This window comes from Celerinatantimonas yamalensis, from assembly GCF_046054155.1.
GTDB lineage: Bacteria > Pseudomonadota > Gammaproteobacteria > Enterobacterales > Celerinatantimonadaceae > Celerinatantimonas > Celerinatantimonas yamalensis.
Map to the genome: position 1 here is coordinate 157,676 of NZ_JBEQCT010000002.1, position 24,789 is coordinate 182,464.

Consider the following 24,789-nt stretch of genomic DNA (forward strand, 5'->3'; position numbering starts at 1 on the left):
ATTTACAACGGACCGGCACAAATGAGCGCACAGCCTATTTTGACAATTTAACTGACCGATTTAGCTTGATTCACAGATTGAGCCACGGCTTTTGGCTCACCCTGATGGGCAAACAAGTACGTCAGTGACGCAGCAATTAAAATCGAGATAATCGAGGCTAGTATCGCTGCCCAAAAACTGCTGTTAATACCACTATCAGGAATCAACTGCGAGAAGCTTAAGAGACTTGGTAACGAAAACGAGTAAGCGTTGGTATGATAAAACCCGATGATAGCGGCACCAATCGAACCACCGACACAGCCAAAAATAAAGGGCCGCCGACGTGGTAGGTTCAAGCCATAGATAGCCGGTTCAGTGATCCCAAACAACCCCGAGGTAAAACACGATGCTGCCAGAGTGCGCAACTTACTATCTCGTGCCCGTAAAAAGATCCCAAGCGCTGCGCCAGCTTGACCCAATACAGCAGGAATTAATAGTGGCAACATGCTGTCATGGCCCAACACACTAAAGTTATTCAAAATAATTGGAACGAATCCCCAATGTAAACCAAAGATGACAAACACCTGCCAACCGGCTCCAATAATAAGACCTGCCACAACAGGGCTGAGGGCATACAACCATTCATAGCTATGTGCCAGCAACTGACTCACCCACATGGATAAAGGACCAATCACCAAATAGGTAATAGGAACCACCAGCACTAATCCAAAAAATGGGGTAAAAAGATTTTTAATCGCTGCAGGTAATACACGGTTAAAACCTTTTTCCACATGGCTACACAACCAACTGGCGAAAATAATGGGGATCACTGATGAGGTATAATTCATTAATATCACAGGGATCCCCAGAAAATGCATAGGAGTTGCCCCGACAGCTAGGGAAGCATGATAGGCAGCGATCATATCGGGATAAACTAACGCCCCGCCAATCAGCATCGACAAATAAGGACTGCCACCAAATTTCACCCCCGCGGTATACCCTAAGATAATGGGGAAAAAGTAGAACACTGCGTCACTGGCTGCAAAAAGGATCTTATACAAGCCCGTATCCATCGAGAGCAGATGCAGTGCAATAAATAGCGCCAATAGGCCTTTTAAAATACCCGATGCCGCCATCACGCCAAGCAGTGGTGTAAAAATTCCCGAAATAATATCGATACCAACGGCTAATATACTGCGTTTTTCTTTAGAACTCGAATGAGGTTGATCAGCCGATCCAATGGATTGGATTGCCTTAAAAACATCCCCAACGTGATTGCCGATCACCACTTGAAACTGTCCACCACTTTCAACAATCGCAATAATTCCCGGATTGGCTTTGAGAGCGTCACGATCGGCTTTATCACTGTTATGAAGTTTAAAACGCAGTCGAGTTGCGCAGTGAATTAAACTATCGACATTTTCATGGCCACCGACGCCATCAATAATCTGTTGCGCTAACTGTTCATAAGCCATAGAGATTCCCTTAATACGCTGCCATTCATCACTTAGATTGCAAAAAAAAACCTGAAAATCCACTACCTTTGATGGCGGTGGACTCCCAGGTTTTGCCTGCTGCTGCAGTAACAATCCTAACTAGATCCATGGATTATCAAACTGTAGATACAAAAAAACCTAGCATAACAACTTCACCCCTAAAAGGAATAAAACTTAATAGCTAGGTTTTGCCTGCATATCTGCAGTAACAATCCTTAATTTATGGGCCCACTTTAGATGAGCCAATAAAGTAATCAAGTCCGCAGATAGCAAAATGTGAAGCACATCAAATGTTTGCTCAAACTTCGCGGCATAATCATATTGAAGTAAGTCAATAACAAGCTTGATTGAGATTTTTGCCTAATTCGGTGATGTCAAAATAACATCAATCGATCGTTGCTCAGTGAGATAGGACCCAATCTATCGATCAACTGCTGTTTGAAATCGCCTTGACGCTCAGTCAAGTGCTCACCCGAGACTCCCCCACCATCAAAAACTGATTGAGTCGATCCAGCAAGTCTTTCCCTGCGATACTGGCGCGTTGTCCTGAGCACACCTTATATTTTCGCCAGCTGAAGCATTGCAGTGTCAATATCCATCGAACTTTAAATTACGTTTCTTGTTCATAGATCCGCAAGACAGCGGTTATTCACAGGGGCGAATGGACGCGCAGTGGCTTTATCGACTTTGCCCCGATCTTCATCAGAAAGATATTTTTCTCTGTGATCCACAAAGTTTTATGGATACGATCTGTCAAGCTGCCGAACAGGCAAAATGTGATCTTTCGCGTCTGCATCGAGAGCCATTTACACCATCACATTCAAGCCCCTCGTCCCCCCAAGTAAACGCAACATACTACCGCATTAACCTGCCTCAATTTGAAAGATATATTCAAGCGGCTTCAGGACAATCCATTTTACAAGCACTCGAAGCAGAAGGATTACCAATCATCGGAGCCTGTCGCAATGGGATCTGTGGCTCATGTAAGTGTAAAGTTCATCAAGGTCAGATACGCACAACCACATCGGGCCCGCTAAGCGAGAAAGAGCGCAATGAGGGCTATATATTAGCTTGCTCATCAGAACCCTCTAGCGATCTAGACATAAGCTGGTAACCTTATTCGTCGTGAAACGTCTCACGGCGAATCGCTTCTTACCTATTCGCTCAAGACTATATATTTCTTTAATCCACACGTCATTCACGCTTTTAATGAAGCTTTGCGCACGACACTTATCGGCCTTGTGCACGAGCCGACAAAATGTGGTAGACAATAGCAATCAAAAAGAATGTACCAATATAAGTCATACTCACCAGACGCTGATGGTATAAGGCTTTCATTCCCACAATAGCTAATGGAATATACAACAATAGCCCCGTAACCACGCCCGGAGAATATCGATATAATTTAATAACCCCATAAAGATGGAATAGCCCATTGATCACGAGAAAAATAGCAATTCCCACCCATAGAGATGCCCCACCATTGGTATTTCCTAAATGCATGGCGAATAACAGTAGAAACATCATCAATGTATTGATAAAAACTAAAAAGCTTGGATCTCTTCCCTTCGTTTTAGCCGGCATAAATAGGTTATACCATTGGATAAAACGCCCTGGAAATACAAATTCTTCAATAACATGTAACATGGCGGCTATTGCTAAAAGCAACGATAATTGCGCAACATTTACGCTCAAGTCTTGCAATGACATCACCATCGATTGCCCCCAAGCAAGCGTTTCTGGCCATAGCGTGGCTGTCATTTAGCCTCCAAGTTTACATCTAACGATTCAATCAGTTGTCGAACATGTTCATTTTGTAACACCAATGTATATTTCATCGCTTCGGCGCAGCCCAGCACGATAACAATCGCACGAGTACGAGTTTTAGGCTCGTTCCACCAGTTAAAAAGAGTACTGCGACCAAACCCACTCATCGCAACCACATCCTTAAGTTTGATATGCCTTCTCTTTGCAAAATCATTGAGACTCATCATGATCATAAAACCCATGAATATAGACTTAAAAAGCTAAAATAGTCTACAATATGGACTTTTTAAACTCAATAACTAATCATTTATCGTGATAAAATAGGTCACTTAGTTTCCAATTTTGGGAACATTTAACGCGCCGAATACTCATCAAATCAATAAGGTAGCAAAGAAGTATCACTCATATTGAGTCGATATAAAATCGATGACCAAAATGCGTTTTCCCTTTTTCATGGCATCAGAATCATTCTGATTGACAAGTAGATAATCTACGGTTGTTTTCAGGAATCGGTCATCTGACTCAGACTCCCTCATTCGTGTAAATATCACACAGGGCAGCTCATACATCACGGTGCGGATAGCTAAGCTATCCAAGACTCAAACAGCACGTTTACTATTTAATTTATTAGCTATTTTTAGGTTTCATCCACATTCTTACAAATAAATTCTACTTTATGGCGCAGTCGTTCTAATTGTAACTATGATTAAAGGTGCAAAGAATGGTGATTGCTATTGATAGATTAACTGAAAAATGCTGCCATTTTAGGTAATAAAATTATAAAAATCATATCATTAAAAATGGGTTTGAATGGAGAAAACGATGAGCAGAAGGATTTCGACACAGAAAGCTGGGTTATTAGCTTGCCTATTGCTCTCGACGCTATTCAGTCCTCTCGCCTTGGCAAAGTTTATCACTGTTGCTGGCAACAAAGCTGATAACTTCCAAAACCAACTACTAAGTGGAATCGAACAAGCCGTTGATGGGCGCGGCGATGAAAGCTATATGGATGTTGCCAACGGTGATTTTGCGCGCCAACTCGAGCAGATTCGTCAGTATGTCAAAACAGGAACAGATGCCATTATCATCGTAAGTACCACCAGAGACCCAAAGCAAGTCCAGCAAATTATAGACGTATCCGCTAATAAGCCGCTGGTATTTGTCAATCAAGAACCACTTGCCGATCTCAATAAGCTACCTAAACATACAGCTTATGTGGGTTCAAATGAAAAAGATTCGGGCACCATGGAAATGGAAGAATTAGCCAGATTGGCCAATTACCAAGGCAAGGTTGCACTACTAATTGGCGAACCCAAGCATAGTGCCGCCATTATGCGCACCCAAGATGTGAAAGATGTCATTGCTAAATACCCGAAGATGAAACTTGTGACTAGCGAAGTCGCCAACTGGAACCGTAATGAAGCTTATCAGATCACCAAAAAATGGCTCAGTAGCAAACTCGACTTTAATATTTTAGTCGCCAACAATGATGAAATGATTATCGGTGCGATCCTCGCGATGCAAGATGCGGGAGTTGATCCGAAAAAATATCTCACTGGAGGAGTCGATGCAACACAAGATGCGCTGCGCCTAATGGCCCAAGGAGATCTATCAGTAACTGTGCTTCAAGATGCCGCTAAACAGGGAACAACGGCTGTCGACGTTACTTATCAATTAATCCAAGGTGAGCCAACGTCACCCACTTACTGGGTTCCTTTTCGATTGGTTACCCCACAAAACTATCAGCAATATTTAGTTAAATAACGGGCCCGCACAAGGAGTATCACAATGTCTTTGACTCTCGTACAACGAATTGTTACCGGATTCATGATCCTGTTAATGGCTTTACTCGTGCTGGTTGGTGTGAACTACCATTCATTGAATAAGATCCAAGGAAATATTGAACAAATTACCGAGCAAACCATCCCGTTAGAACAGGCCGCTAACGACAGCAAAATTTCTATTTTGCAACAAAATCAAATTCTGCTCTCAGTATTTAATTCAGTGAATGCCGAACAAATAGCAACTATTGAGCAACAATTTAAAACAGCCCGAGAACACACCGACCAAGTACTAAACTCTATTTCAAAAGATCAACTCAAAGCACATGACAACTTGGCCAAAAGTCTTGACGCCATCAAGACACTACGCCAGCAATATAGCCAAACAGCGATGTTAATGCTCAATCAACACCGAGAAGCGATCACCATAAACCGGCAGATCAATGATCAACTGGGCAAATTTAGTCATCTGGAAGAGCGATTGAACTACTACCTGAGTAAATATGGCGCCCCCCGCTATGACAACCCAGAACTTAAATTAACGATTACCGGACTATCGCTAGAAGTGAAACAGGTTATCAGTTATTTCAACAATTATTTGATCCACCCTAACATTGATCAACTCAAAGATAATTTGAGTGGCATGGACATCATACTAGAAAAACGTTTTGAAAAAATTCGCCAGTTAGATACTGATAAAGGAAAATTATTTAGTCTGATGCTCACGCCACTGATCGAACAGCTCAAAGGTAACGAGGGTTTGCTTAACCTTTATATTCGAGACACCCAAAATCAACAGGCCGAAGATCAAGGTGTTCGCCAAGTTCAAGGCCGCATAGGTGAGCTGCTCGCTAAAAGTGACAGCTTTACTAACGAAGCTAAAGCGATGGTGATTGCGGCTCGAGATAATAGTAATAAAAGTATTCAAGTCATTGAAAGATCGACCTTATTAGTCAGTGTTATTGCACTGGCTATTGCGATTATCACGCCGTTATTGATTGCGACACGCATCCGTCGTTCGATCAAAACATTTCGACAAGCACTAGTTACCATGACCAACGGTGACATGCAGGTTAAATTCGACCAATCGAGCCATGATGAATTTAGTGAGCTGGGAAGCCACTTGAATGAATTAGCAGAAAATTTACGCCAAACATTTAGTGCGCTGAGTAAAAGCTCTGAGCAACTTAGCCATGTCGCTGAACGAAATGCGCAGGTCAGTGAGCAAACGACACAAGCGGTCACTCACCAACGCAATCTCTTAGAATCGACCGCATCGGCGATGACACAGATGGAAAGCTCTGTCGCAGAGGTCGCTCAGCGCGCACATGATACCATGAACTCAGCCGAACAAGCGGGTCACCAGATGGATGAAGTCAGCCATCGCATTAAACAAGCCATTACGAATATTAAAGCCCAAGCGGCTGATATTGAAAACGCGTCTAAAACGACGCTTGAGTTGAATGAATACGGCCAAAAAATCGACTCGATTATTGAGACCATTCAAAATATTGCCGAGCAAACGAACTTGTTAGCACTTAATGCAGCCATTGAAGCCGCTCGAGCGGGTGAACAAGGTCGTGGTTTTGCGGTCGTCGCTGACGAAGTTCGATCGCTTGCAAGTCGGACTAAAAAATCGACTAAAGAGATCCAAACCATGATCGAGTTGATGCAAAAACTGATTCAGGCCGTAGTGGATGTCATAGGTGTGAATGTGAGTAAAAACACCTCCAATATCGAAGTTGCTGAGTCAGCGGATGAAAGCTTATCGATGATGAATGAGTCGATCCATAAAATCGTTGAAATGAATATTCAAATTGCCACCGCAACCGAAGAGCAAAGCACGACCGTTCTCGATATCAGTACCAGTGTCGTCAATATCAGTGATGCCGCCGAACAAACCGCGCAAGGCGCCAAAGACAATGACCAGACCAGCAAATTGCTACGCGAACAAGCTCAACAGCAACAACAGTTAATTAGTAAATTTAAAGTCTAAATCTTCATTTTGGCCTTTCAGCAAGTATAGCCCTTTTGAGGTTATACTTAGCTGAACTGTTGTTATAAACATAGCAACTTATATGTCACTACGAAGGATAAAATGGTTAAGACTTCAAAACATCGAATAACTCGGTGAAATAAACCGCATTCTTAGGCATAATGGCACTGATTTTTTCAGGGACTTTCCCACTAATTATTGAATGAGAAAACCAATGTCAATTGAACAAATACTGAATCAACGTGCAGAACATCAGTGTGAACTGTGCAAATCGAGCCACAACCTTGAGGTGTTTGAAATTGCAAACAGCCCCGCAAATGATGCTGATCATAGCGCGCTGTTGTGTGAAACATGTCGTACTCAGTTAAATGATCCGACGCAGATCGAAACCAATCATTGGCGCTGTTTAAGCGACAGTATGTGGAGTCCCATTGGCGCTATCCAAGTCTTAGCTTATCGCCAATTACACCAACTTAAACATGAAACATGGGCGCAAGATCTATTAGATATGCTCTATCTTGATGACGAACTGCGAGCATGGGCAGATACAGATCTTCAACTCGATGCAGACGAACAGTTGTCTCCGACATTAGATAGCAACGGCACACCGCTTGAGGCGGGTGATACGGTTCATTTAATCAAAGATTTAGTCGTCAAAGGTGCAGGATTTACGGCAAAACGTGGCACCGCTGTACGCAATATCAGTTTAACAGAAAACCCGACTCAGATTGAAGGACGAGTCAATGGGACACGAATTGTCCTTTTAACCCAATACCTGAAGAAGTCAAGTTAACCACATCAGCATCATGAAAAGTCTCTGTTTTCTCAGAAAAAAGAGACTTTTCATCAATATATGGCGATACCCAATCTGCATCTAATCGCCCCTCTTCAACATATTGATGCAGACTTGAATAGGGCCAATTAATCGCTTTATCTACGATCCCTTGACGCACAACTTCGGCGTGAATGTCATCTCTATAACGCAACCACTGTTGCACATCGTGAATCAGATGGTAATGATACTCAGTTTGCCACACGCTTGAGCGCCGATAAGGGGTGAAACTACGCACGACTCTCAAAGGGGCGATATGATTGGTAAATTGCTGTTGAAGCATACGAACAAAATTATGGAAGTTGCTCTCTCCCAAAGGGCAATAAACCATCATATGCAGTTGGCTCGGAAGTACCGTCATCGATTGAATAATACATGGATAACGGCAAAGTGATTCACTAACCGAAGTCGCAAGTAATTTAATATTTTCTAGTAAGTAACTATATGATGGGGAATCGACCTGATGCAACGTAAATACATAACAACCATTTGGCTGAAAAGTGCGTCGGTACGATGTCATAATAATCCTTGTTCACTAACAACATGAAGAACAATACAAGTGAAAAAGCTAATTAATCCGCATAATTAACTAGTTGAACCGACCTAATAATAACAAAACAATCAAAAAAATAAAAGTTATTGCCAATCCACTCATTAAAAAATGAGGCATTTATCAATTTAGATGACTCGAAAAAACTGCAAAGGCTCGCCGACGAAATGACCTTAGCCATTGAGCCACTGCGAAATCAACGAGAGACGCTGCCGGATTGAGTGAAAAACTACCTGAATAAACTTGCCGCTTTCAAACGCGATGACGGCCCGAACCTTTTCCAAAACTTTCAACCTCATTGAACCGTGCTAGCAAATGAAAAAAGTCTAAAACTGGCTAGCTTTAACATGAAAATGAAGACCAATCAGCCAGAGGCCCAAGGTGAAATCATTGGTGTGGAATCGGCATTGCAGATGAATGGGGTCAACAAAAAGAAATCATCGCTCGCTATTATTTCAAAAATAAAAGCCATATAGGCCAAGAACAGAAACACTATTTAACTCTGTTCTTGGTCTGCTCTAGCCATTAAAAGCACTCGATCAATCATACGATGAAGATGATCAACAGATGGGGGCTCTTGCAAAAAAATAATACGGTAAATCAGTCCACCAATTACCCCATCTAAGATATCGTCAACAGTTGGGATCGAACGATCATCACGCTCTTTAGCGCGCTGTAAAATATGCTGAACCTGCTGCAAAGTGAAACCACAGCAGCGTGCTGTTTGATCCTTTTGCTGTGATGCCAACACATCCTTAAGAACCTGTCGGCCAGGGCCCGACGACATTTCATCTACAAACTCTTCAAACCAATGATATAAATCTGCCTTGAGGCTTCCCTTGTCAGGCGGTGGGGTTTCTGGCTGCCACGATTGCAACGAAACATCCGCTAATAAGGTTGGAAGGTCTCCCCAGCGCCGATAGATAGTCGTTGGTGTTACACCAGCATGATTAGCAATCATTGGCACAGTTATAGCGTCACTTCCTATCTGTGTAATCAACTCATTGACAGCTTTATGAATAGCTATCTGTACTCTGGCACTTCGGCCTCCAGGTCTTAATCCCTCACGTATATGCGACATATCCTCTTCTCATCTACAAGCTAGACACAGTATCTATCTCCACTAAAGCAAATTATTTGCTTTAGTGGAAAACAAATGATATTTTTTTAAAAGCTAAATATTTGCTTTAGTAGCAAACCCGAGCACTAAAGCTAAAAATCAATGTTAACGTGAAGGCCGCACTATGTCGAACCATCTATCATCCAGTATACCAAAGGAGACCCGAGCAACACCTATATTGCACGGTGCCATCCTAACGACTTTTATGGGTGCTTCCAGCGTCCCCACCCCGCTCTACCACCTTTACCAAGAAACTTGGAAGTTTTCTTCTACAACCTTGACCATGATTTTCGCGGTATACGCTTTTGGCTTATTAGCAGCATTGCTTATTGGCGGAAAAATATCTGACCATATAGGTCGACGACCAACCATTTGCACGGCATTAATTGGTGAATTAGCTGCAATTGTTATTTTTCACCAATCAAATAATGCTGACTGGCTAATTGCAGCACGATTAGTACAAGGTTTGGCAACTGGAATTGCCACGTCCTCTATAGGCGCAGCCTTATTAGATGTTAACAAGCAGCGCGGGGCTTTAATCAATAGTGTCACACCGTTAGGCGGCATGGCTATTGGTACGATTCTTTGTAGCTTGTTAGTTGTGTTTGCGCCTTATCCGATGCGCCTAATCTATGATTTATTATTCGTCATAGTGATTATTGAAGCCGTACTCATTTGGATAACACCAGAAACAGCGGATATTCATCCTGGTGCATTAAAAAGCCTAAAGCCCAGTATTTTGGTGCCTCATCAAGCCCGCACTATGCTTATGTCCATTAGCCCTTTAAATATTTCTACGTGGGGGCTAGGCGGTTTCTACCTTTCTTTAATGCCCTCTATTGTGATTAAAGCAACAGGTTCGAGTTCAGTTCTACTAGGAGGATTAACCGTCTCTTTGCTGACTATATCGGGCGCGATATCTATTGCTTATTTTCGTCACCATGCCACCCACCATATTCTTTATCGTGGTGCACTCTTGGTTTGTTCGGGTGTAATGCTTATTGTCGTAGGGACCAACTTACATATCACTTGGCTTATGCTGGCTGGCTCCACCCTTGCGGGATTGGGTTTTGGAAGCTGTTTTCTGGGTATATTGAGGAGTTTAATGCCCCTCGCAGAACCTCGCCAGCGTGCGGGCCTTATGGCCGCTTATTATTTAGAAAGTTACCTTGCTTTTAGCTTACCCGCCATTGGCGCAGGTATATTGGCACAACATATTGGTTTAATACCAACCGTTACTATTTATGGATCTGCGATTATTACACTGGTCATTCTTGCCGTAATCACTCTGCAAATCACAATCCGTCGGCATATCACACCAGATCCAGCCTAATGAATAAATACTCAGATTATATAGGTTATTAAAAGCCAGTCTGCGTTCTTAAAGTAGTTTTCGCTTTCGATACAGCATCGATAACCATAATGGAAATTGTCGATAACGGTTTGAGAAATATGATTCGAGAGTAAAACGGTTGTCTGATAGTGGGAAGCAATATTAGACAGAATATTGGCATCTGACGCATAGCCTGACTTTGAAATCAATGCACTTGTAATATAGAGATCAGCCGACTTCTCAGTCGCTCTCGCAGCCGCGGCGAGCATCCGAAAAGTCCGCACAAATCGCTAAGGTAAAACGATATCCACCAATATAAAACATATAATCATCAGAACTTGTAGAACAATACTTACCTTCGTCATCATGCAAATACTGTTTAAAATAGAACTCAATACGACCATCTGAAAAGCAGATCACAGCGCCTATGGTCGGCTTATCGTTTTTCACTGCTAAAGGACAACCCGCCCAAGCAGCTGCTCAGATCGCAGCTTAAATAACAAATGACATCATTCAGACGCTCAGACTACACAGGCTCATATATCACTGGTATGCTAAAGCCGAATTAAAGGAGCATTTTATGAATAAAACCGATGTAATCATCTATGGCATCCCCAACTGTGACACCATCAAAAAAGCGCGACATTGGCTCAATGAGCATGATATAGACTATCGGTTTCATAACTACCGTAAAGATGGACTGACAGCATCCATGTTAGAGAATTTTGAAGCCCACTTAGGCTGGCAAGCATTATTAAATAAACGCGGCAGTACCTATCGCCAGTTGAGTGATGAACAAAAAAATTCACTCGATCGCCAAAACGCTCTGGCGCTGTTACTCGAATACCCAGCGATGATTAAACGACCATTATTGGTTTGGCAAGACCAGTATTTATTAGGCTTTAGCGCTGAATGCTACCATTCATTTTTTGCTCTGCAGTAAGTTAAGGATTTTTAGTGATGTCTCATGACTCCGTGTTTGATCTTGCCTGTGATCTGATCGCCCGCCCTTCGGTAACACCCGAAGATTGTGGCTGCCAAACCATGATGGCAGAACGTCTGCATCATCTTGATTTTCATATTGAACCCATGATTTTCGCCGACACCACCAATTTATGGGCGAGGCGTGGAACAACAAGCCCACTGTTCTGTTTTGCAGGACACACTGATGTAGTGCCAAGTGGTCCAACAGAGCAGTGGCAAACGCCACCATTTGAACCAACCGTCATCGATGGATTTCTCTATGGACGCGGCGCAGCAGATATGAAGGGCTCATTAGCAGCCATGCTGACAGCCACCCAGCGCTTTGTCAGCGACTATCCTGATCATCGCGGTTCGATCGCTTATCTCATTACCTCTGACGAAGAAGGGCCATTCATTAATGGCACAACGAAAGTCATTGATACGCTAGAAGCGCGTGAAGAGAAAATCGATTACTGTATTGTGGGTGAGCCATCGTCAACCGAACGTCTAGGTGATGTCGTTAAAAACGGCCGCAGAGGTTCACTCACTGGGGATCTGGTCATTCATGGCATTCAAGGCCATGTCGCCTACCCTCACCTAAGTGATAACCCCGTGCACCGCGCCGCGCCGATCTTAGCCGAGCTGACCCAAGTACATTGGGATAACGGGAATGAATTTTTCCCGCCAACCAGCTTTCAAATTGCTAATATTAATGCAGGAACAGGGGCATCCAACGTCATTCCTGGGCAACTCAATGTTCAATTTAATTTCCGCTATTCAACGCAGGTCACCGATCACCAACTGGTCGAACAAGTCCGCCATATGCTCGATACGCATGCTCTCAACTACTCGTTGGATTGGACCTACAATGGTCAGCCTTTTTTGACCGATAGTGGCGAGTTGGTTGAAGCGGTCAAATACGCGGTGCACACGACAACCGGATACCATACGCAACTGCTCACAACAGGCGGTACATCGGATGGGCGTTTTATCGCTAAAACAGGTGCCCAAGTCATTGAGTTAGGGCCTGTCAATGCAACGATTCATAAAATTAATGAATGTGTACGGGTGAGTGACTTAGAAACGCTTGAACAAACCTATTATGAGATCTTAAAAAGGTTGTTAGCGTGAATGAGTATCCGTTGCTCTATGGCCAAGGTTTTTATCAACTGACCGAAGTCACCCCAGGGCAGCGGCTCCACCCCCAAGCGTCTAACGCCTATCTACAAATGGCGGATAGTGCCAGTGAAGACGGGATTGAATTAGCACTTTATAGTAGCTATCGCAGTTTTAACACCCAACTGAACATTTGGAACCAAAAATGGAACGGCAATAGACCCTTGCTTGATGAGCAAAGCCATGTTTTAGACCCATCACAACTCGATGATGAAGCTAAACTGTGGGCTATCTTACGCTGGAGTGCACTACCAGGTGCCAGCCGCCATCACTGGGGCAGTGACATGGATGTTTATGCACCGAATCTATTGAGCCAACAAGAGACATTTTCACTGATCCCGACTAGCTATCAAGTCGGTGGGAGTCAACACACTCTTGCAAATTGGCTCAACCAACATGCCCGTCAATTTGGTTTTTTTCTTCCTTATGCGCGCGATCTAGGAGGAACAGCGATTGAACCTTGGCACATCAGTTTTGCGCCAGTGGCACAGACGTGTCAAAACGTACATCGTTTCATCACCCTACAAAAAATCATCGAAACATCAGAGATTAGCGGTAAAGCCGTTATACTGAGCCTCTTACCTGAAATTTATCAACGTTATTTTTGCCGGATCTGTGACCCTCTATGAGTACACTCTATCAATCACTGGCTATCATTTTACCGATAACCTGCGCCTTTAGTTTTTTATTGATGATGATTATTTTAGCCAAAGGTGAGCTATGCGCTGGCCAACGTAGCCGCCTAAGTCAGCAATTTAGCACGCTTTGGAGCTTGTCATCATTGGGGCTAGTGAGTGCCATCACCGCGCATAAAACAGCTGTCATCGCAGTTGTTATCCTTGCGCTAAGTGTCTTATTAGGCTGGTGTTTGAGTATCAAACAACTCCGCTTAGCAGGTAAACGGGCTATTTCACTCAAACTCTGGTGGTTAAGTGGTGCGCCACTACTGATAAGCGCGCTGATTATTGTTGCGACGCATCTATTCTCAGCATTTGCAGCTTTGTTATCGGCATTGGCGCTCACCCATTGGCTTATGGTTAAAGCGAATCATCGCCTCAAAGTATTTGATAAACTGTTACCCTTGGCGGGTGTTGGCATATTAGCACTCATGGTCTGTATCTATGCGCTGCAAATTTGGCAATATGGTCATCAACCGCTATTAGCACAGCTCACTCGGACCTTTATCCATATGGTAGGGTTTGCACTGGCGGGTCTACTCATTTGGCTATTGCCAGCACTGCGCAATATGGAACCGACGGCGGGTCAACTAGGCGCAACAAGCTTGAGCTTGATCATTGCTGGGATCAGCGTGACTGAATTGCAGTTTCTACTACATTAACTGATAGCGGCTAGATGCACTGAACGGGTATATCAATTGAGGGAGATCGTATGAAATTCTGGTGGATCATTGCCATTTTGGTTTTTTTGGTTGGGATCTTTCTTAATACCATTAAAGATATGCGTCGAAGTACGGATGCTTATGCTAAAAATCGTGCTAAAGAAATGGCCGAGTTAGAAGAAAAACTAAAGCAAAAACAACAGCAAGATGATGACGCATCAAAATAGAGGGATAAAAAGTGAGCCGACTAAAAACGTTACTCAAACAAGCAGGTTTGAAAATAACAGCCCCTCGCCTCACGATTCTCAATACATTAGAAATGGTCAGTTCTCGGCATATTAGTGCAGAAGACCTCTACAAACAGCTGTTAGATAATGGCGAAACAATGGGGTTGGCAACCGTCTATCGAGTGCTTAATCAATTTGCAGAATCGGGGCTTGTCACCCGCCATAATTTTACGGGTAATAATGCCATCTACGAGCGCACGCAGCATTATCATGACCACCTGATTTGTCAGCGCTGTGGCAAAATTATCGAGTTTAGTGATGCCTGTATAAATGAACGCTTAGAAGCGATAGCAAAGCAACACAATATTTGCCTCACCACCAAAGAGCTCACCTTGTTCGGAATTTGTCAATGTAGTCAAAAATAATGCGTCATTTTAAACCCAGCCCCCAAATAAAATCCGATGCAATCTGGGAAACTCAACCCGTTTAACCCAATACCGTAGCCCGAATGGAATGTAATGCAATCCGGGAAACCAACCCGTTTGATCATCAAATCTTGGGGATCAATCACCCATCATTCCCGGCATCCGCTGCACTTCTACCGGGCTACATCAAACAAGGTTTTAACCCCAATACGTAACCCGAATGCAATCCGGGAGAATCAACCGTTTACTCCAACACCGTAGCCCGAATGGAATGTAATGGAATCCGGGAAGCCAACTCGTTTAATCATCAAATCTTGGGGATCAATCACCCATCATTCCCGGCATCCGCTGTACTTCTACCGAGCTACATCAAGCAAGGTTTTAACCCCAATACGTAACCCGAATGCAATCCGGGAGAATCAACCCGTTTACTCCAACACCGTAGCCCGAATGGAATGTAATGGAATCCGGGAAGCCAACTCGTTTGATCATTGAGCCTTGAGGCTTACTTGGCAACGTCAGGTCAGGGGTTTCAGCAATAAGAAAAAGAGTAACTAATTGCCCAGGCAACTAGTTGCCTTTTACACACAGTTTGTGTATATTTGTCAGCTAAATCATTGCCCAGGCAATTATTGCTATGACATATTTTACCCTCGATGACATTGTTAATGGTTCTAACGTCACGCTAGGCCATCTCATTCATCGACTCAATCAGTACAAAGACAAATTACTGACTCAGCACTTAGCACCACTAGATATTACAGCGCAACAATTTAAAGTAATGCTGCTGCTTTATCGAGACAAGATCAAAGTCTGCAAAGATCTTAGTCAAGAGTTATGTATTGATGCTGGCGCGACAACGCGGATGATTGACCGATTAGAGAAGAAAGGGTTGTTAATTCGATTACGTGATAAACAGGACCGTCGTCGTATCCAACTCCGGCTCACTGATCAAGGATTAGATCTCTGTCAGGAGTTTCCGCAACTAATTGTGGATGCTCTCAACGAACTCACTGAAGATCTCAGCAACGATGAAGTGCATCAGTTGGAAATACTGATACAACGGATTGTCGCTAAAAACGGGACACTGTAAGGCATACGAGCCTGCAAATGTCGTTTTTTACTTTTTTATGGTTAAAAGTTTTATGAACCAGACAACTAATACTGAAGAGCATCCAACAAAACATATCAGTAACCAATCGCGCAAACGTAGACGACTGTTAGCCATGTTAGCGGTGCTAGTAGTGATTATACTGATTGGTATATTTGGCTACTATCAACTCTATGGTCGCTTTTATGAGTCAACTGATGATGCCTATGTACAAGGGAACCTTAATAGCATTTCACCTCAAATAAGTGGCACCGTGACCCAAGTTTTTGTTGAAGATGGCGACTATGTGAAAAAAGGCCAAACACTGGTCACACTCGATCAAAGCGACACCCGTATTGCCCTGCAAAGTGCCGAAGCCAATCTGGCTAGTGTGGTGCGGCAAACCCGCGGATTGTACAGCGATATTGCCAACTACCAAGCCCAAGTTCAAACGAAAAAGATTGATTATAAGCAAGCGCTTGCTGACTACGAACGACGTCAGAAGCTTGCAAAAAAAGGAGCGGTCTCCGTTGAAGAAGTCAACCACTACCGCGATACAATGAATGCTGCCAAAAACGCCTTGATCTCAACCGAACAAACGCTCGAGTCAAAGATAGCACTCATTGACGGTGTCACTGTCGAGCATCATCCAGCTATTAGAAGTGCGATTGCCAAGCTACAGAGTGCTTACTTAAACCATCTGCACACCACGATTAAAGCACCAATCGATGGGTATGTGGCCAAACGTTCTGTGCAAGTTGGTGAGCAAGTTAGCCCAACAGATAACTTACTAGTCATCGTGCCGCTTCATCAAGTTTGGATTAATGCTAACTTCAAAGAGAGCCAACTCAAAGAGATGCGCATTGGCCAGCCGGTTGATATAACGACAGATCTTTATGGCGATAACGTTCATTACCAAGGCCATGTTGCGAGTCTTGGGATCGGCACAGGGAGCGCATTTGCACTGTTACCCGCGCAAAACGCAAGCGGAAACTGGATCAAAATTGTTCAGCGACTACCGGTGCGCATTGCCATAGATAGCAACCAAAGCTTAGCAAATTATCCTCTACGCATCGGCTTATCCTGTTATATCACGGTGCACTTAGTCGATAATCATGGGCCACGCTTATCGGTACAACATACGGATAAACCACGATTTAGTACCGATATCTATGACCATCCGTTAAACATGGCTCACAAATTAGTTGCTAAGATCCTTTCAGCCAATGGTCTCGATCCGAAGCAAACATTTAACAGCAACATGGACTTATCAAGCCATGAATAATAATGACCAATTTCGCCCTCAGAATCTAACTCTGGCGGCGATTGGCCTGTGCTTGGCCACATTTATGCAGGTGCTTGATACCACGATTGCCAATGTGGCGTTACCAACAATTGCGGGAAACATGGGGGTGTCATCTGATCAGGGCAACTGGGTGATCACCTCCTTTGCGGTGTGTAATGCCATCGCGCTTCCTTTAACTGGATGGGTATCTCGCACCATTGGTGAGACGAAGCTATTTTTAGGTGCAGTGATATTATTTGCAGTGAGCTCATTTTTATGTGGTACCGCTCAATCGATGAGCGAACTCATTTTTTACCGAGCTATTCAGGGTTTCTGCTCAGGGCCTCTGTTCCCTATGGCGCAAACACTCATGATGGCTATCTTTCCTCGTAACAAACGCACCGTCGCATTGGCAGTTATCTCTATGGTTACAGTGGTAGCCCCTATTGTTGGCCCTATTACAGGGGGGTGGATCACTGATAGCTACTCATGGCGTTGGATTTTTTACATTAATGTTCCAATCGCTATTTTTGCCTCCATTGTTGTCTTTACTCAATTAAAAGACCGCCCAGAACCAACCGTTAAAACACCGGTAGACTATATGGGGCTTGGCCTACTCGTCATTGGGGTAGGTGCACTGCAAATCATGTTAGACAAAGGGAATAATCTCGATTGGTTTTCATCCAACATGATTGTAATACTAGCCTCTATCGCTTCTGTAGCCTTAACCGCCTTTGTCATTTGGGAGACGACCTCCGAACATCCGATTGTTAATTTAGAGCTATTTAAAGATCGCAACTTTACCGTCGGAACAATTGCTTTGGTATTTGGTTATTCAGCTTTTTTTGCGATTAACCTTATTTTGCCACAGTGGTTAGAACAGAATCTCGGATATACTGCAATTTGGGCTGGACTTGCTGCAGCGCCAATGGGGATTATTCCGCTATTCACCTCAGCATTAGTTGGAAAATATGCGCCGAAATTTGACATGCGAGTACTTGTCACACTCTCCTTTATCATTATCAGCTCATCTTGCTTTATGCGGGCTAATTTTGATTTAAGCGTCAATTTTTGGGATATTGCATTAGTTCAAGGGTATATGGGGATTGGCATCGTATTATTCTTTATGCCATTAACCACTATTCTACTCTCTAACTTGCCTAATAATCAGTTAGCAGAAGGCGCTGGACTTGCAACATTTTTACGCGTGTTAGGCAGCGGGTTTGCTTCTTCTCTAAGTATGTGGATTTGGGATAGACGCGAGATATTTCATTATTCTCAATTGAATGAAAATATCAGCCAACACAGCGTAACAGCCACATCATTTTTTAGCAAAATGGGCGGTCTGTCTCAGACAGCGTTGGCCCAAGTTCAGGAAATAGTCGAAAAACAAGCGGTGATGATGTCAACTATCGACTACTTTACCCTACTCGGATGGCTATTTGTTGGGTTGCTCGCAATTACTTGGTTTGCCAAACCACCATTCTTTCGTTCTCATTAATCAATACCATTCCCGGCAGTTGCAGCGCTGCTGCCGGGCTACATCAAACAAGATTTTAACCCCAATACATAACTCGGATGCAATGTAATCTGGGAGAATTAACCCGTTTAACCCAATACCGTAGCCCGGATGGAATGGAATGTAATCCGGGAAACCAACCTATTTAATCCTCAAACCTTAAGGATGAAACAACCACCATTCCCGGCATTCGCTTCGCTGCTACCGGGCTACGTCAAACAATGAGTCTTAATTCAAACACCGTAGCCCGGATGGAATGCAATGGAATCCGGGAAACCAACCTATTTAATCCTCAAACCTTAAGGGTGAAACGACCACTATTCCCGGCATTCGCTTCGCTGCTACCGGGCTACATCAAACAAGATTTTAACCCCAATACGTAACCCGAATGCAATGTAATCTGGGAGAATTAACCCGTTTAACCCAATACCGTAGCCCGGATGGAATGTAATGGAATCCGGGATCCCAACCTATTTAATCCTCAAACCTTAAGGGTGAAACGACCACTATTCCCGGCATCCGCTTCGCTGCTACCGGGCTACATCAAACAATGAGTCTTAATTCAAACACCGTAGCCCGGATGGAATGTAATGGAATCCGGGATCCCAACCTATTTAATCCTCAAACCTTAAGGATGAAACAACCACTATTCCCGGCATCCGCTTCGCTGCTACCGGGCTACATCAAACAATGAGTCTTAATTCAAACACCGTAGCCCGGATGGAATGCAATGTAATCTGGGATCCCAACCTATTTAATCCTCAAACCTTAAGGGTGAAACGACCACTATTCCCGGCATCCGCTTCGCTGCTACCGGGCTACATCAAACAAGGTTTTAACCCTAATACGTAACCCGAATGTAATGGAATCCGGGAAACCGCCATCGATAAGGGTTTGGCTTCGACACCAAAAAATTCGACATAAAAAAGCCGGCCATATAGGCCGGCTTGTCAACGAGTACTTAGTTACAACTATTGATTGCGGGCATCAAAATAATTAGAGCCACGTTGCTCAGTCATATCATACAGATGATACTTACGAATCAATTTTTGGCCACCATCACGAGTGAGTGGCGTCCAACCCACGCTGCCACGTTGAACCGTTGATGTTGTGCTGATTTGATCGAATGGGAAGGAGATAAACACCCCTTTGGTAAAGCTCCCCTCTCCGTAGTCTGCACTGCTCACATTCGTCAGCGTCGCGTAAGCCCCCATTCTAAAGCCATTGGCAAACTCACGCGTTATGGTGAACGTTGCGCCTTTGTCTTTGGCTAAATAGCGGCCAACATCAACCTCAGCAGTGATTCCATCCCACGGCATCTGGTAGTATACATTTAGGTGCCCGGTTACTGTTTGGTAGTCCCTAAAGCCAAAACGCTGATCAAAGTTACGCTGTTTCACAGCATTCACATTGGCCCCAATCGCCCAGCGGCTACCCAATGGCCGATAAAGTACCTCACCCCCGACACCACCATACATATATTCAAGATAACCTGCATAGGCTTGGGTATACCAATTGGTTGACGGGTGAGTAAACCAAGTCGCTTGCAAGTCATTTACACCAAATTTTGAGGTGGTTAAATACTCACGAATATAGGTTCGCACTCGCGGCAACCGACTTGGCGCATCATATGTAAATTTATTATAGTTATTCAGCATGTTTGCCGAAACAGAGCCACTGATATCAAAATTATCGGTCAATTTGAGATCGGCCCCTCCTTTTAAAATAACCTGATATAAAAAGAACCCATCAGGCCCACCCAGACTTTGATTGAGCCCAGGCGTCAGAGAAAAGCTTAAAGGTTGATACGGTTTATGCCAAACCTCTTTGCCCTGTGGTGGACGAGGATTCACCACATAAGCTAATTGCGGCTTTTTATTAAAATCATAGTCATAATCATTAATTTTTTTCAACTGCTGCCGACTTATATTCGTCTGTGTGGTTGGTAAACCATTTTCCTCTTCAATCACACGGAACTGACGCGTTTTATCATCGGTGGCGTTATAGGCAATAGCTGCAGTGCGCGTATCCGCTTCGTGCCGATCGCGATATTTCGTTTGGCTACCCACAACGGTAACCGCATGCTTACTTTGATAAATTGCTTTGGGGTTTAAACCCGCATTTTTAGCAAGATCACTGGCCACTTTATCCCAATCAGCCGTATGCATTTGTGTCCCAGCAGCTTTTAATGGTTGCGGTGCTGGGTTATGTTTTAATTCAACCACATCTTTGGTGACATTGGTATGCAGAGTAACACCGAAAGACAATGTATTACCCCGTTCATAAGCCAACTGTAAATTCATATACGGTGTGGGTTTAAGATTTAGCCCGATATTAATTCGAGAAGATTGAGACTGATTATCGCTATATGGTTCATGTTGATAATTATTGCCATCCAATTCAACTTTCAGGCTGAGTGGCTGCCAAGGGGTTTGGTATTCAACGCCACCGAATAGCGCAGCTTTTTGGCCACTAAAAAAATCACCAAAGTTGACCTTCCCCGTATTCGTCGTTGAGGATCGATCACAAAATTTATTAGACACACGGCAAAATGGGTTCGTCACATCCCCCGCTGAGCCCATATAACCCCAAGCCATACCCAATGTGACATCAAATGGACCAATACGTTTAGTCGCATTAATAAATTCAGATGAAAAAAGCCCTGTACCACCAATGTCACGAAGCCCAACAGAAACATCAGGGGTATAATACCCTTCTTGCCAAAGACGGAACTTCACATCCACGCCTTTATCTTTATAACTTTGATCACCAGATAATGATCGAGGCCCATATAAGCGGTTAGTAATCGTCACATAGCGAATAGAAGCATTAAGCCAAGGCAGTGGCTGCAAATTCACTGCCCCAAAAATATACGGGCTAATACGTGAGTAATTAAAACTAATATCGCCATCAGGCGCCATACGGGCGCTTGGCATTTGTATTAAACCGATGTTACCAAAGTCGTTACGCGATGGTTCAACATGATCTGACCAATTAGCCCAAGCTGATGCACAAGGGAGCAGCAATCCTGCTGCGAGAGATAATTTAGATAACTGCATAATCCATCCAAGTGGTTACCAGATCAATAAGGAAGAATCTGCGCGGCATACAACTGCGCCATAGACTGATTAAAACGCTTATCACCATGCAGTGGCACATAAAGCACACTACCAGGCGCTAAATAAGCAGTTTGAGTATTCCAATAGCTAATACCTATTTTACGAATACGTGTATCAGGCGTAATCACCCACACATAACTTGGGTCAGAGCCAGGCAAACGAGTGATACTAGCCATATAATCAGCGATCGTTTTATGCCCAACAAACGCTAATTTCGCTTGCTTAGCCGCGCCGCCTACCTGTACATAATCTGGACGAAGCGGTGCAACAAAAATATCGCCTTCGCGTAAAAGACGATTTTCTTCAGGCTTAAGATCGATAATATCCCATGTAAACGGCTGCAACACCCGACCCGTTGCGGCAAATTTTAAAACTTGCTGATGCAAAGAAATACGTGTATCCGAATTGATATCCATCGCTTTTAGCTGATAAAGCAACGCCCAGCGTAAGCGACTTTGATCGCGCTTATTTTGCGCGCGAAGTAGGCCAATCCCCAGCCGATAAGCATCTGGTTTAAGCTGCCAACTATTCGCTAACACAGCAATTCTCGTTTTGGGTATAACATGGTACATTTTAGGGGCGACAAATTGTCCTTGAGTGGACACATCTAGAGAGAGATCCCCAGCCATTGCGGGAAAAGCTAGCGCAAATAGTGCGGCAATGATGAGCCGCTGAATATCCATTCTCATTGTAAATCCTGCTGATAAGGTTTTAAGAGAGTCATTTTAAATGGTGGAAGTGTCGGCGATAACTGCTGCTCTGATTGGCGGACCAATCCCCGCGAGCTTAGCCAGTATTTATTCACCGTATGAAAACCTAATTGTGGGAGTTCGTAATACTCATCCACTTCTGTCAATTGAATCACATGACCACCAATCATTTTTGATGCCATACCTTTCACAACATAACGAGCTGTAAACGGCAGACCATATTGGTAATCGGGCATCAGATCAATATACCCTTTAGCCTGATAATGCTGCAGCTTCAGACTCGTTAAACCATGGCGAAGTGGGTCCCCATCTACAAAATGAACGCCTTTAATATTGGCAGGTTTTAAGCCATCAGTCCGAATAATTCGACCAAACCGGGTAACCACAGCCTCCTTTTGATGCGATACCCACATTCGCTCATCACCCTTGGCTTTCGCTAAAATGACTAACGCACGCGACGCGTCCCTCATCTGTATATAGCTTGCTGCATAAGGCAGTTGAGCAAGCTGTTGCGCTGAAATTGACGCATTAGGCGGCGCGACAAACGCATCATGGATGGTTTGGTAGGCCATGTGGCTGTCACTGGTGCAACCAGAAATAAGTAGACTTATCCCTATCGAGGCAAATTGAAATCGTTTCATATTTTTTATTAGCGCATAAGAAAGGCCAGCATTGCTGGCCTTGAATATAAAAAACAACTTTAGTTGGTACCTGTTGTACCTGTTGTACCTGTTGTACCTGTTGTACCTGAGGTGGTGTTATTGTTGTTAGCGACCACGGCAACAGTTGCGACAGCTGCCGCAGCAAGCCCAGTCGCAAGACCGGCAGAGATACCGCCAATAGTGGCACCACTTGCGACGCCAGCGCCTGCAGCAGCTCCACCAGCACCCGCACCAGCACCAGCACCAACCGTTGTGGTTGTACCTGTAGTTGTACCTGTAGTAGTACCAGCAGCAGTAACTGCGCCAGCAGCAAACGCAGGGGCTGCTACCATGCAGGCCGATGCGATTAAAGCAGCAATTGCACTTTTCTTCATAGAGACTCCTTTTTACACGTGTATGCTAAGAGCATACTCAATAGTAGAGCAAAACAGTTTGCCCTACTAGTGAATATTCTTTGAACACTCAGATTGTTTTAAAGATGCATTAAAATAACAGAAGAAAGCCAAGTGGAATCAGTAGCTCAATCAGTTTCATCCCAACACCATCCCCCGAATGAAATGCAATCTGGGAAAATCAACTCGTTTGATCATCGAACCTTGGGGATGAATCACCCATCATTCCCGGCATTCGCTACTTTGGTGGGTTAAACCCACAATGCTCCCGGCATTCGCTGCGCTACTACCGGGCTACATCAAACGATGATGTCTTAATTCAAACATCGTAGCCCGGATGGGATGGAATGGAATCCGGGAAACCAACCCATTTTATCCTCAAACCTTGAGGGTGAAACAACCACCATTCCCGGCATCCGCTGCGCTACTACCGAGCTACATCAAACGATGATGTCTTAATTCAAACATCGTAGCCCGGATGCAATGCAATGGAATCCGGGAAACCAACCCGTTTTATCCTCAAACCTTGAGGGTGAAACAACCACCATTCCCGGCATTCGCTGCGCTACTACTGGGCTACATCAAACGATGAGTCTTAATTCAAACATCGTAGCCCGGATGGAATGCAATGGAATCCGGGAAACCAACCCATTTTATCCTCAAACCTTGAGGGTGAAACAACCACCATTCCCGGCATTCGCTGCGCTACTACCGGGCTACATCAAACGATGAGTCTTAATTCAAACATCGTAGCCCGGATGGAATGCAATGGAATCCGGGAAACCAACCCATTTTATCCTCAAACCTTGAGGGTGAAACAACCACCATTCCCGGCATTCGCTGCGCTACTACCGGGCTACATCAAACGATGAGTCTTAATTCAAACATCGTAGCCCGGATGGAATGCAATGGAATCCGGGAAACCAACCCATTTTATCCTCAAACCTTGAGGATTAATCACCCATCATTCCCGGCATTCGCTTCGCGGATGCCGGGCTACATAAAATGATGGGGTTAAAAATTTGAGG

At 44.0% G+C, this 24,789-nt stretch carries 23 protein-coding genes; 14 read left to right on the plus strand and 9 right to left on the minus strand.

The window, feature by feature from the left end; genetic code table 11:
- Nucleotides 1-47 precede the first annotated feature (47 nt).
- The gene (locus ABUE30_RS05255; protein ID WP_408622655.1) at nucleotides 48-1,454 is read right to left on the minus strand and encodes a PTS transporter subunit EIIC; all 1,407 of its coding nucleotides are present in this window, start codon (nucleotides 1,452-1,454) and stop codon (nucleotides 48-50) included.
- Nucleotides 1,455-2,136: 682 nt separating this feature from the next.
- Between ABUE30_RS05255 and ABUE30_RS05260 the strand changes: the two genes are divergently transcribed.
- The gene (locus ABUE30_RS05260) at nucleotides 2,137-2,589 is read left to right on the plus strand and encodes a 2Fe-2S iron-sulfur cluster-binding protein (protein ID WP_408622656.1); all 453 of its coding nucleotides are present in this window, start codon (nucleotides 2,137-2,139) and stop codon (nucleotides 2,587-2,589) included.
- A 116-nt stretch (nucleotides 2,590-2,705) separates the two neighbouring features.
- Here the strand turns inward: ABUE30_RS05260 and ABUE30_RS05265 are convergent, their stop codons facing one another.
- Nucleotides 2,706-3,236 carry an HXXEE domain-containing protein gene (locus ABUE30_RS05265; protein ID WP_408622657.1) on the minus strand — a complete coding sequence of 177 codons (531 nt, stop codon included), beginning with the start codon at nucleotides 3,234-3,236 and terminating at the stop codon, nucleotides 2,706-2,708.
- Complete coding sequence (locus tag ABUE30_RS05270) at nucleotides 3,233-3,409, minus strand: hypothetical protein (RefSeq protein ID WP_408622658.1); 177 nt, start codon at nucleotides 3,407-3,409, stop codon at nucleotides 3,233-3,235. Before ABUE30_RS05270 ends, ABUE30_RS05265 begins: the two co-directional genes overlap by 4 nt.
- Before the next feature lie 655 nt (nucleotides 3,410-4,064).
- Here ABUE30_RS05270 and ABUE30_RS05275 point away from each other — a divergent pair.
- The 3 genes from ABUE30_RS05275 (at nucleotide 4,065) to ABUE30_RS05285 (ending at nucleotide 7,812) form a co-directional block, all read left to right on the plus strand.
- A complete protein-coding gene (locus tag ABUE30_RS05275; RefSeq protein WP_408622659.1) occupies nucleotides 4,065-5,006 on the plus strand; it encodes a substrate-binding domain-containing protein in 942 nt (313 codons plus the stop codon).
- A gap of 24 nt (nucleotides 5,007-5,030) precedes the next feature.
- Nucleotides 5,031-7,019: a methyl-accepting chemotaxis protein gene (locus ABUE30_RS05280; RefSeq protein ID WP_408622660.1), complete on the plus strand. Its 1,989-nt coding sequence runs from the start codon at nucleotides 5,031-5,033 to the stop codon at nucleotides 7,017-7,019.
- Nucleotides 7,020-7,233: 214 nt separating this feature from the next.
- A complete protein-coding gene (locus ABUE30_RS05285) occupies nucleotides 7,234-7,812 on the plus strand; it encodes a PhnA domain-containing protein (protein ID WP_408622661.1) in 579 nt (192 codons plus the stop codon).
- On the opposite strand, the gene ABUE30_RS05290 is transcribed toward ABUE30_RS05285, so the two are convergent.
- Entirely contained in the window at nucleotides 7,760-8,371 is a 612-nt protein-coding gene (locus ABUE30_RS05290) for an REP-associated tyrosine transposase (protein WP_408622662.1), read from the minus strand. The genes ABUE30_RS05285 and ABUE30_RS05290 overlap by 53 nt on opposite strands.
- Nucleotides 8,372-8,897: 526 nt before the next feature.
- Nucleotides 8,898-9,482 carry a TetR/AcrR family transcriptional regulator gene (locus ABUE30_RS05295; protein WP_408622663.1) on the minus strand — a complete coding sequence of 195 codons (585 nt, stop codon included), beginning with the start codon at nucleotides 9,480-9,482 and terminating at the stop codon, nucleotides 8,898-8,900.
- A gap of 163 nt (nucleotides 9,483-9,645) precedes the next feature.
- On the opposite strand from ABUE30_RS05295, the gene ABUE30_RS05300 reads away from it, so the two are divergent.
- From ABUE30_RS05300 to ABUE30_RS05345, 10 genes are all read left to right on the plus strand, one after another.
- The gene (locus tag ABUE30_RS05300) at nucleotides 9,646-10,854 is read left to right on the plus strand and encodes an MFS transporter (RefSeq protein ID WP_408622664.1); all 1,209 of its coding nucleotides are present in this window, start codon (nucleotides 9,646-9,648) and stop codon (nucleotides 10,852-10,854) included.
- A 580-nt stretch (nucleotides 10,855-11,434) separates the two neighbouring features.
- Nucleotides 11,435-11,797, plus strand: a complete 363-nt coding sequence (locus tag ABUE30_RS05305) for an ArsC family reductase (RefSeq protein ID WP_408622666.1) — start codon at nucleotides 11,435-11,437, stop codon at nucleotides 11,795-11,797.
- A gap of 17 nt (nucleotides 11,798-11,814) precedes the next feature.
- Nucleotides 11,815-12,948 (plus strand): succinyl-diaminopimelate desuccinylase, encoded by a 1,134-nt coding sequence (gene dapE, locus ABUE30_RS05310; protein WP_408622667.1) that lies wholly within the window; start codon nucleotides 11,815-11,817, stop codon nucleotides 12,946-12,948.
- Complete coding sequence (locus ABUE30_RS05315; RefSeq protein ID WP_408622668.1) at nucleotides 12,945-13,622, plus strand: M15 family metallopeptidase; 678 nt, start codon at nucleotides 12,945-12,947, stop codon at nucleotides 13,620-13,622. Before dapE ends, ABUE30_RS05315 begins: the two co-directional genes overlap by 4 nt.
- A complete protein-coding gene (locus ABUE30_RS05320) occupies nucleotides 13,619-14,332 on the plus strand; it encodes a hypothetical protein (protein WP_408622669.1) in 714 nt (237 codons plus the stop codon). Before ABUE30_RS05315 ends, ABUE30_RS05320 begins: the two co-directional genes overlap by 4 nt.
- A 50-nt stretch (nucleotides 14,333-14,382) precedes the next feature.
- Nucleotides 14,383-14,559, plus strand: coding sequence for a hypothetical protein (locus ABUE30_RS05325; RefSeq protein WP_408622670.1), 177 nt, complete (start codon nucleotides 14,383-14,385; stop codon nucleotides 14,557-14,559).
- Between the two features lie 11 nt (nucleotides 14,560-14,570).
- Nucleotides 14,571-14,984, plus strand: coding sequence for a ferric iron uptake transcriptional regulator (gene fur / locus ABUE30_RS05330; RefSeq protein ID WP_408622671.1), 414 nt, complete (start codon nucleotides 14,571-14,573; stop codon nucleotides 14,982-14,984).
- Between the two features lie 637 nt (nucleotides 14,985-15,621).
- Nucleotides 15,622-16,077: a MarR family winged helix-turn-helix transcriptional regulator gene (locus ABUE30_RS05335; protein ID WP_408622672.1), complete on the plus strand. Its 456-nt coding sequence runs from the start codon at nucleotides 15,622-15,624 to the stop codon at nucleotides 16,075-16,077.
- A gap of 52 nt (nucleotides 16,078-16,129) precedes the next feature.
- The gene (locus ABUE30_RS05340) at nucleotides 16,130-17,359 is read left to right on the plus strand and encodes an efflux RND transporter periplasmic adaptor subunit (protein ID WP_408622673.1); all 1,230 of its coding nucleotides are present in this window, start codon (nucleotides 16,130-16,132) and stop codon (nucleotides 17,357-17,359) included.
- Nucleotides 17,352-18,860 (plus strand): DHA2 family efflux MFS transporter permease subunit, encoded by a 1,509-nt coding sequence (locus ABUE30_RS05345; RefSeq protein ID WP_408622674.1) that lies wholly within the window; start codon nucleotides 17,352-17,354, stop codon nucleotides 18,858-18,860. The genes ABUE30_RS05340 and ABUE30_RS05345 overlap by 8 nt, the downstream gene beginning before the upstream one ends.
- A 989-nt stretch (nucleotides 18,861-19,849) precedes the next feature.
- On the opposite strand, the gene ABUE30_RS05350 is transcribed toward ABUE30_RS05345, so the two are convergent.
- Genes ABUE30_RS05350 through ABUE30_RS05365 form a run of 4 tightly spaced genes read right to left on the minus strand, consistent with a single transcriptional unit; the run spans nucleotide 19,850 to nucleotide 23,743 of the window.
- Nucleotides 19,850-21,937, minus strand: a complete 2,088-nt coding sequence (locus ABUE30_RS05350; protein WP_408622675.1) for a YjbH domain-containing protein — start codon at nucleotides 21,935-21,937, stop codon at nucleotides 19,850-19,852.
- A gap of 23 nt (nucleotides 21,938-21,960) precedes the next feature.
- Nucleotides 21,961-22,686 (minus strand): capsule biosynthesis GfcC family protein, encoded by a 726-nt coding sequence (locus ABUE30_RS05355; RefSeq protein ID WP_408622676.1) that lies wholly within the window; start codon nucleotides 22,684-22,686, stop codon nucleotides 21,961-21,963.
- A complete protein-coding gene (locus tag ABUE30_RS05360) occupies nucleotides 22,683-23,348 on the minus strand; it encodes a YjbF family lipoprotein (protein ID WP_408622677.1) in 666 nt (221 codons plus the stop codon). Before ABUE30_RS05360 ends, ABUE30_RS05355 begins: the two co-directional genes overlap by 4 nt.
- A gap of 59 nt (nucleotides 23,349-23,407) precedes the next feature.
- Nucleotides 23,408-23,743 carry a hypothetical protein gene (locus tag ABUE30_RS05365; RefSeq protein WP_408622678.1) on the minus strand — a complete coding sequence of 112 codons (336 nt, stop codon included), beginning with the start codon at nucleotides 23,741-23,743 and terminating at the stop codon, nucleotides 23,408-23,410.
- Between the last annotated feature and the right edge of the window lie 1,046 nt (nucleotides 23,744-24,789).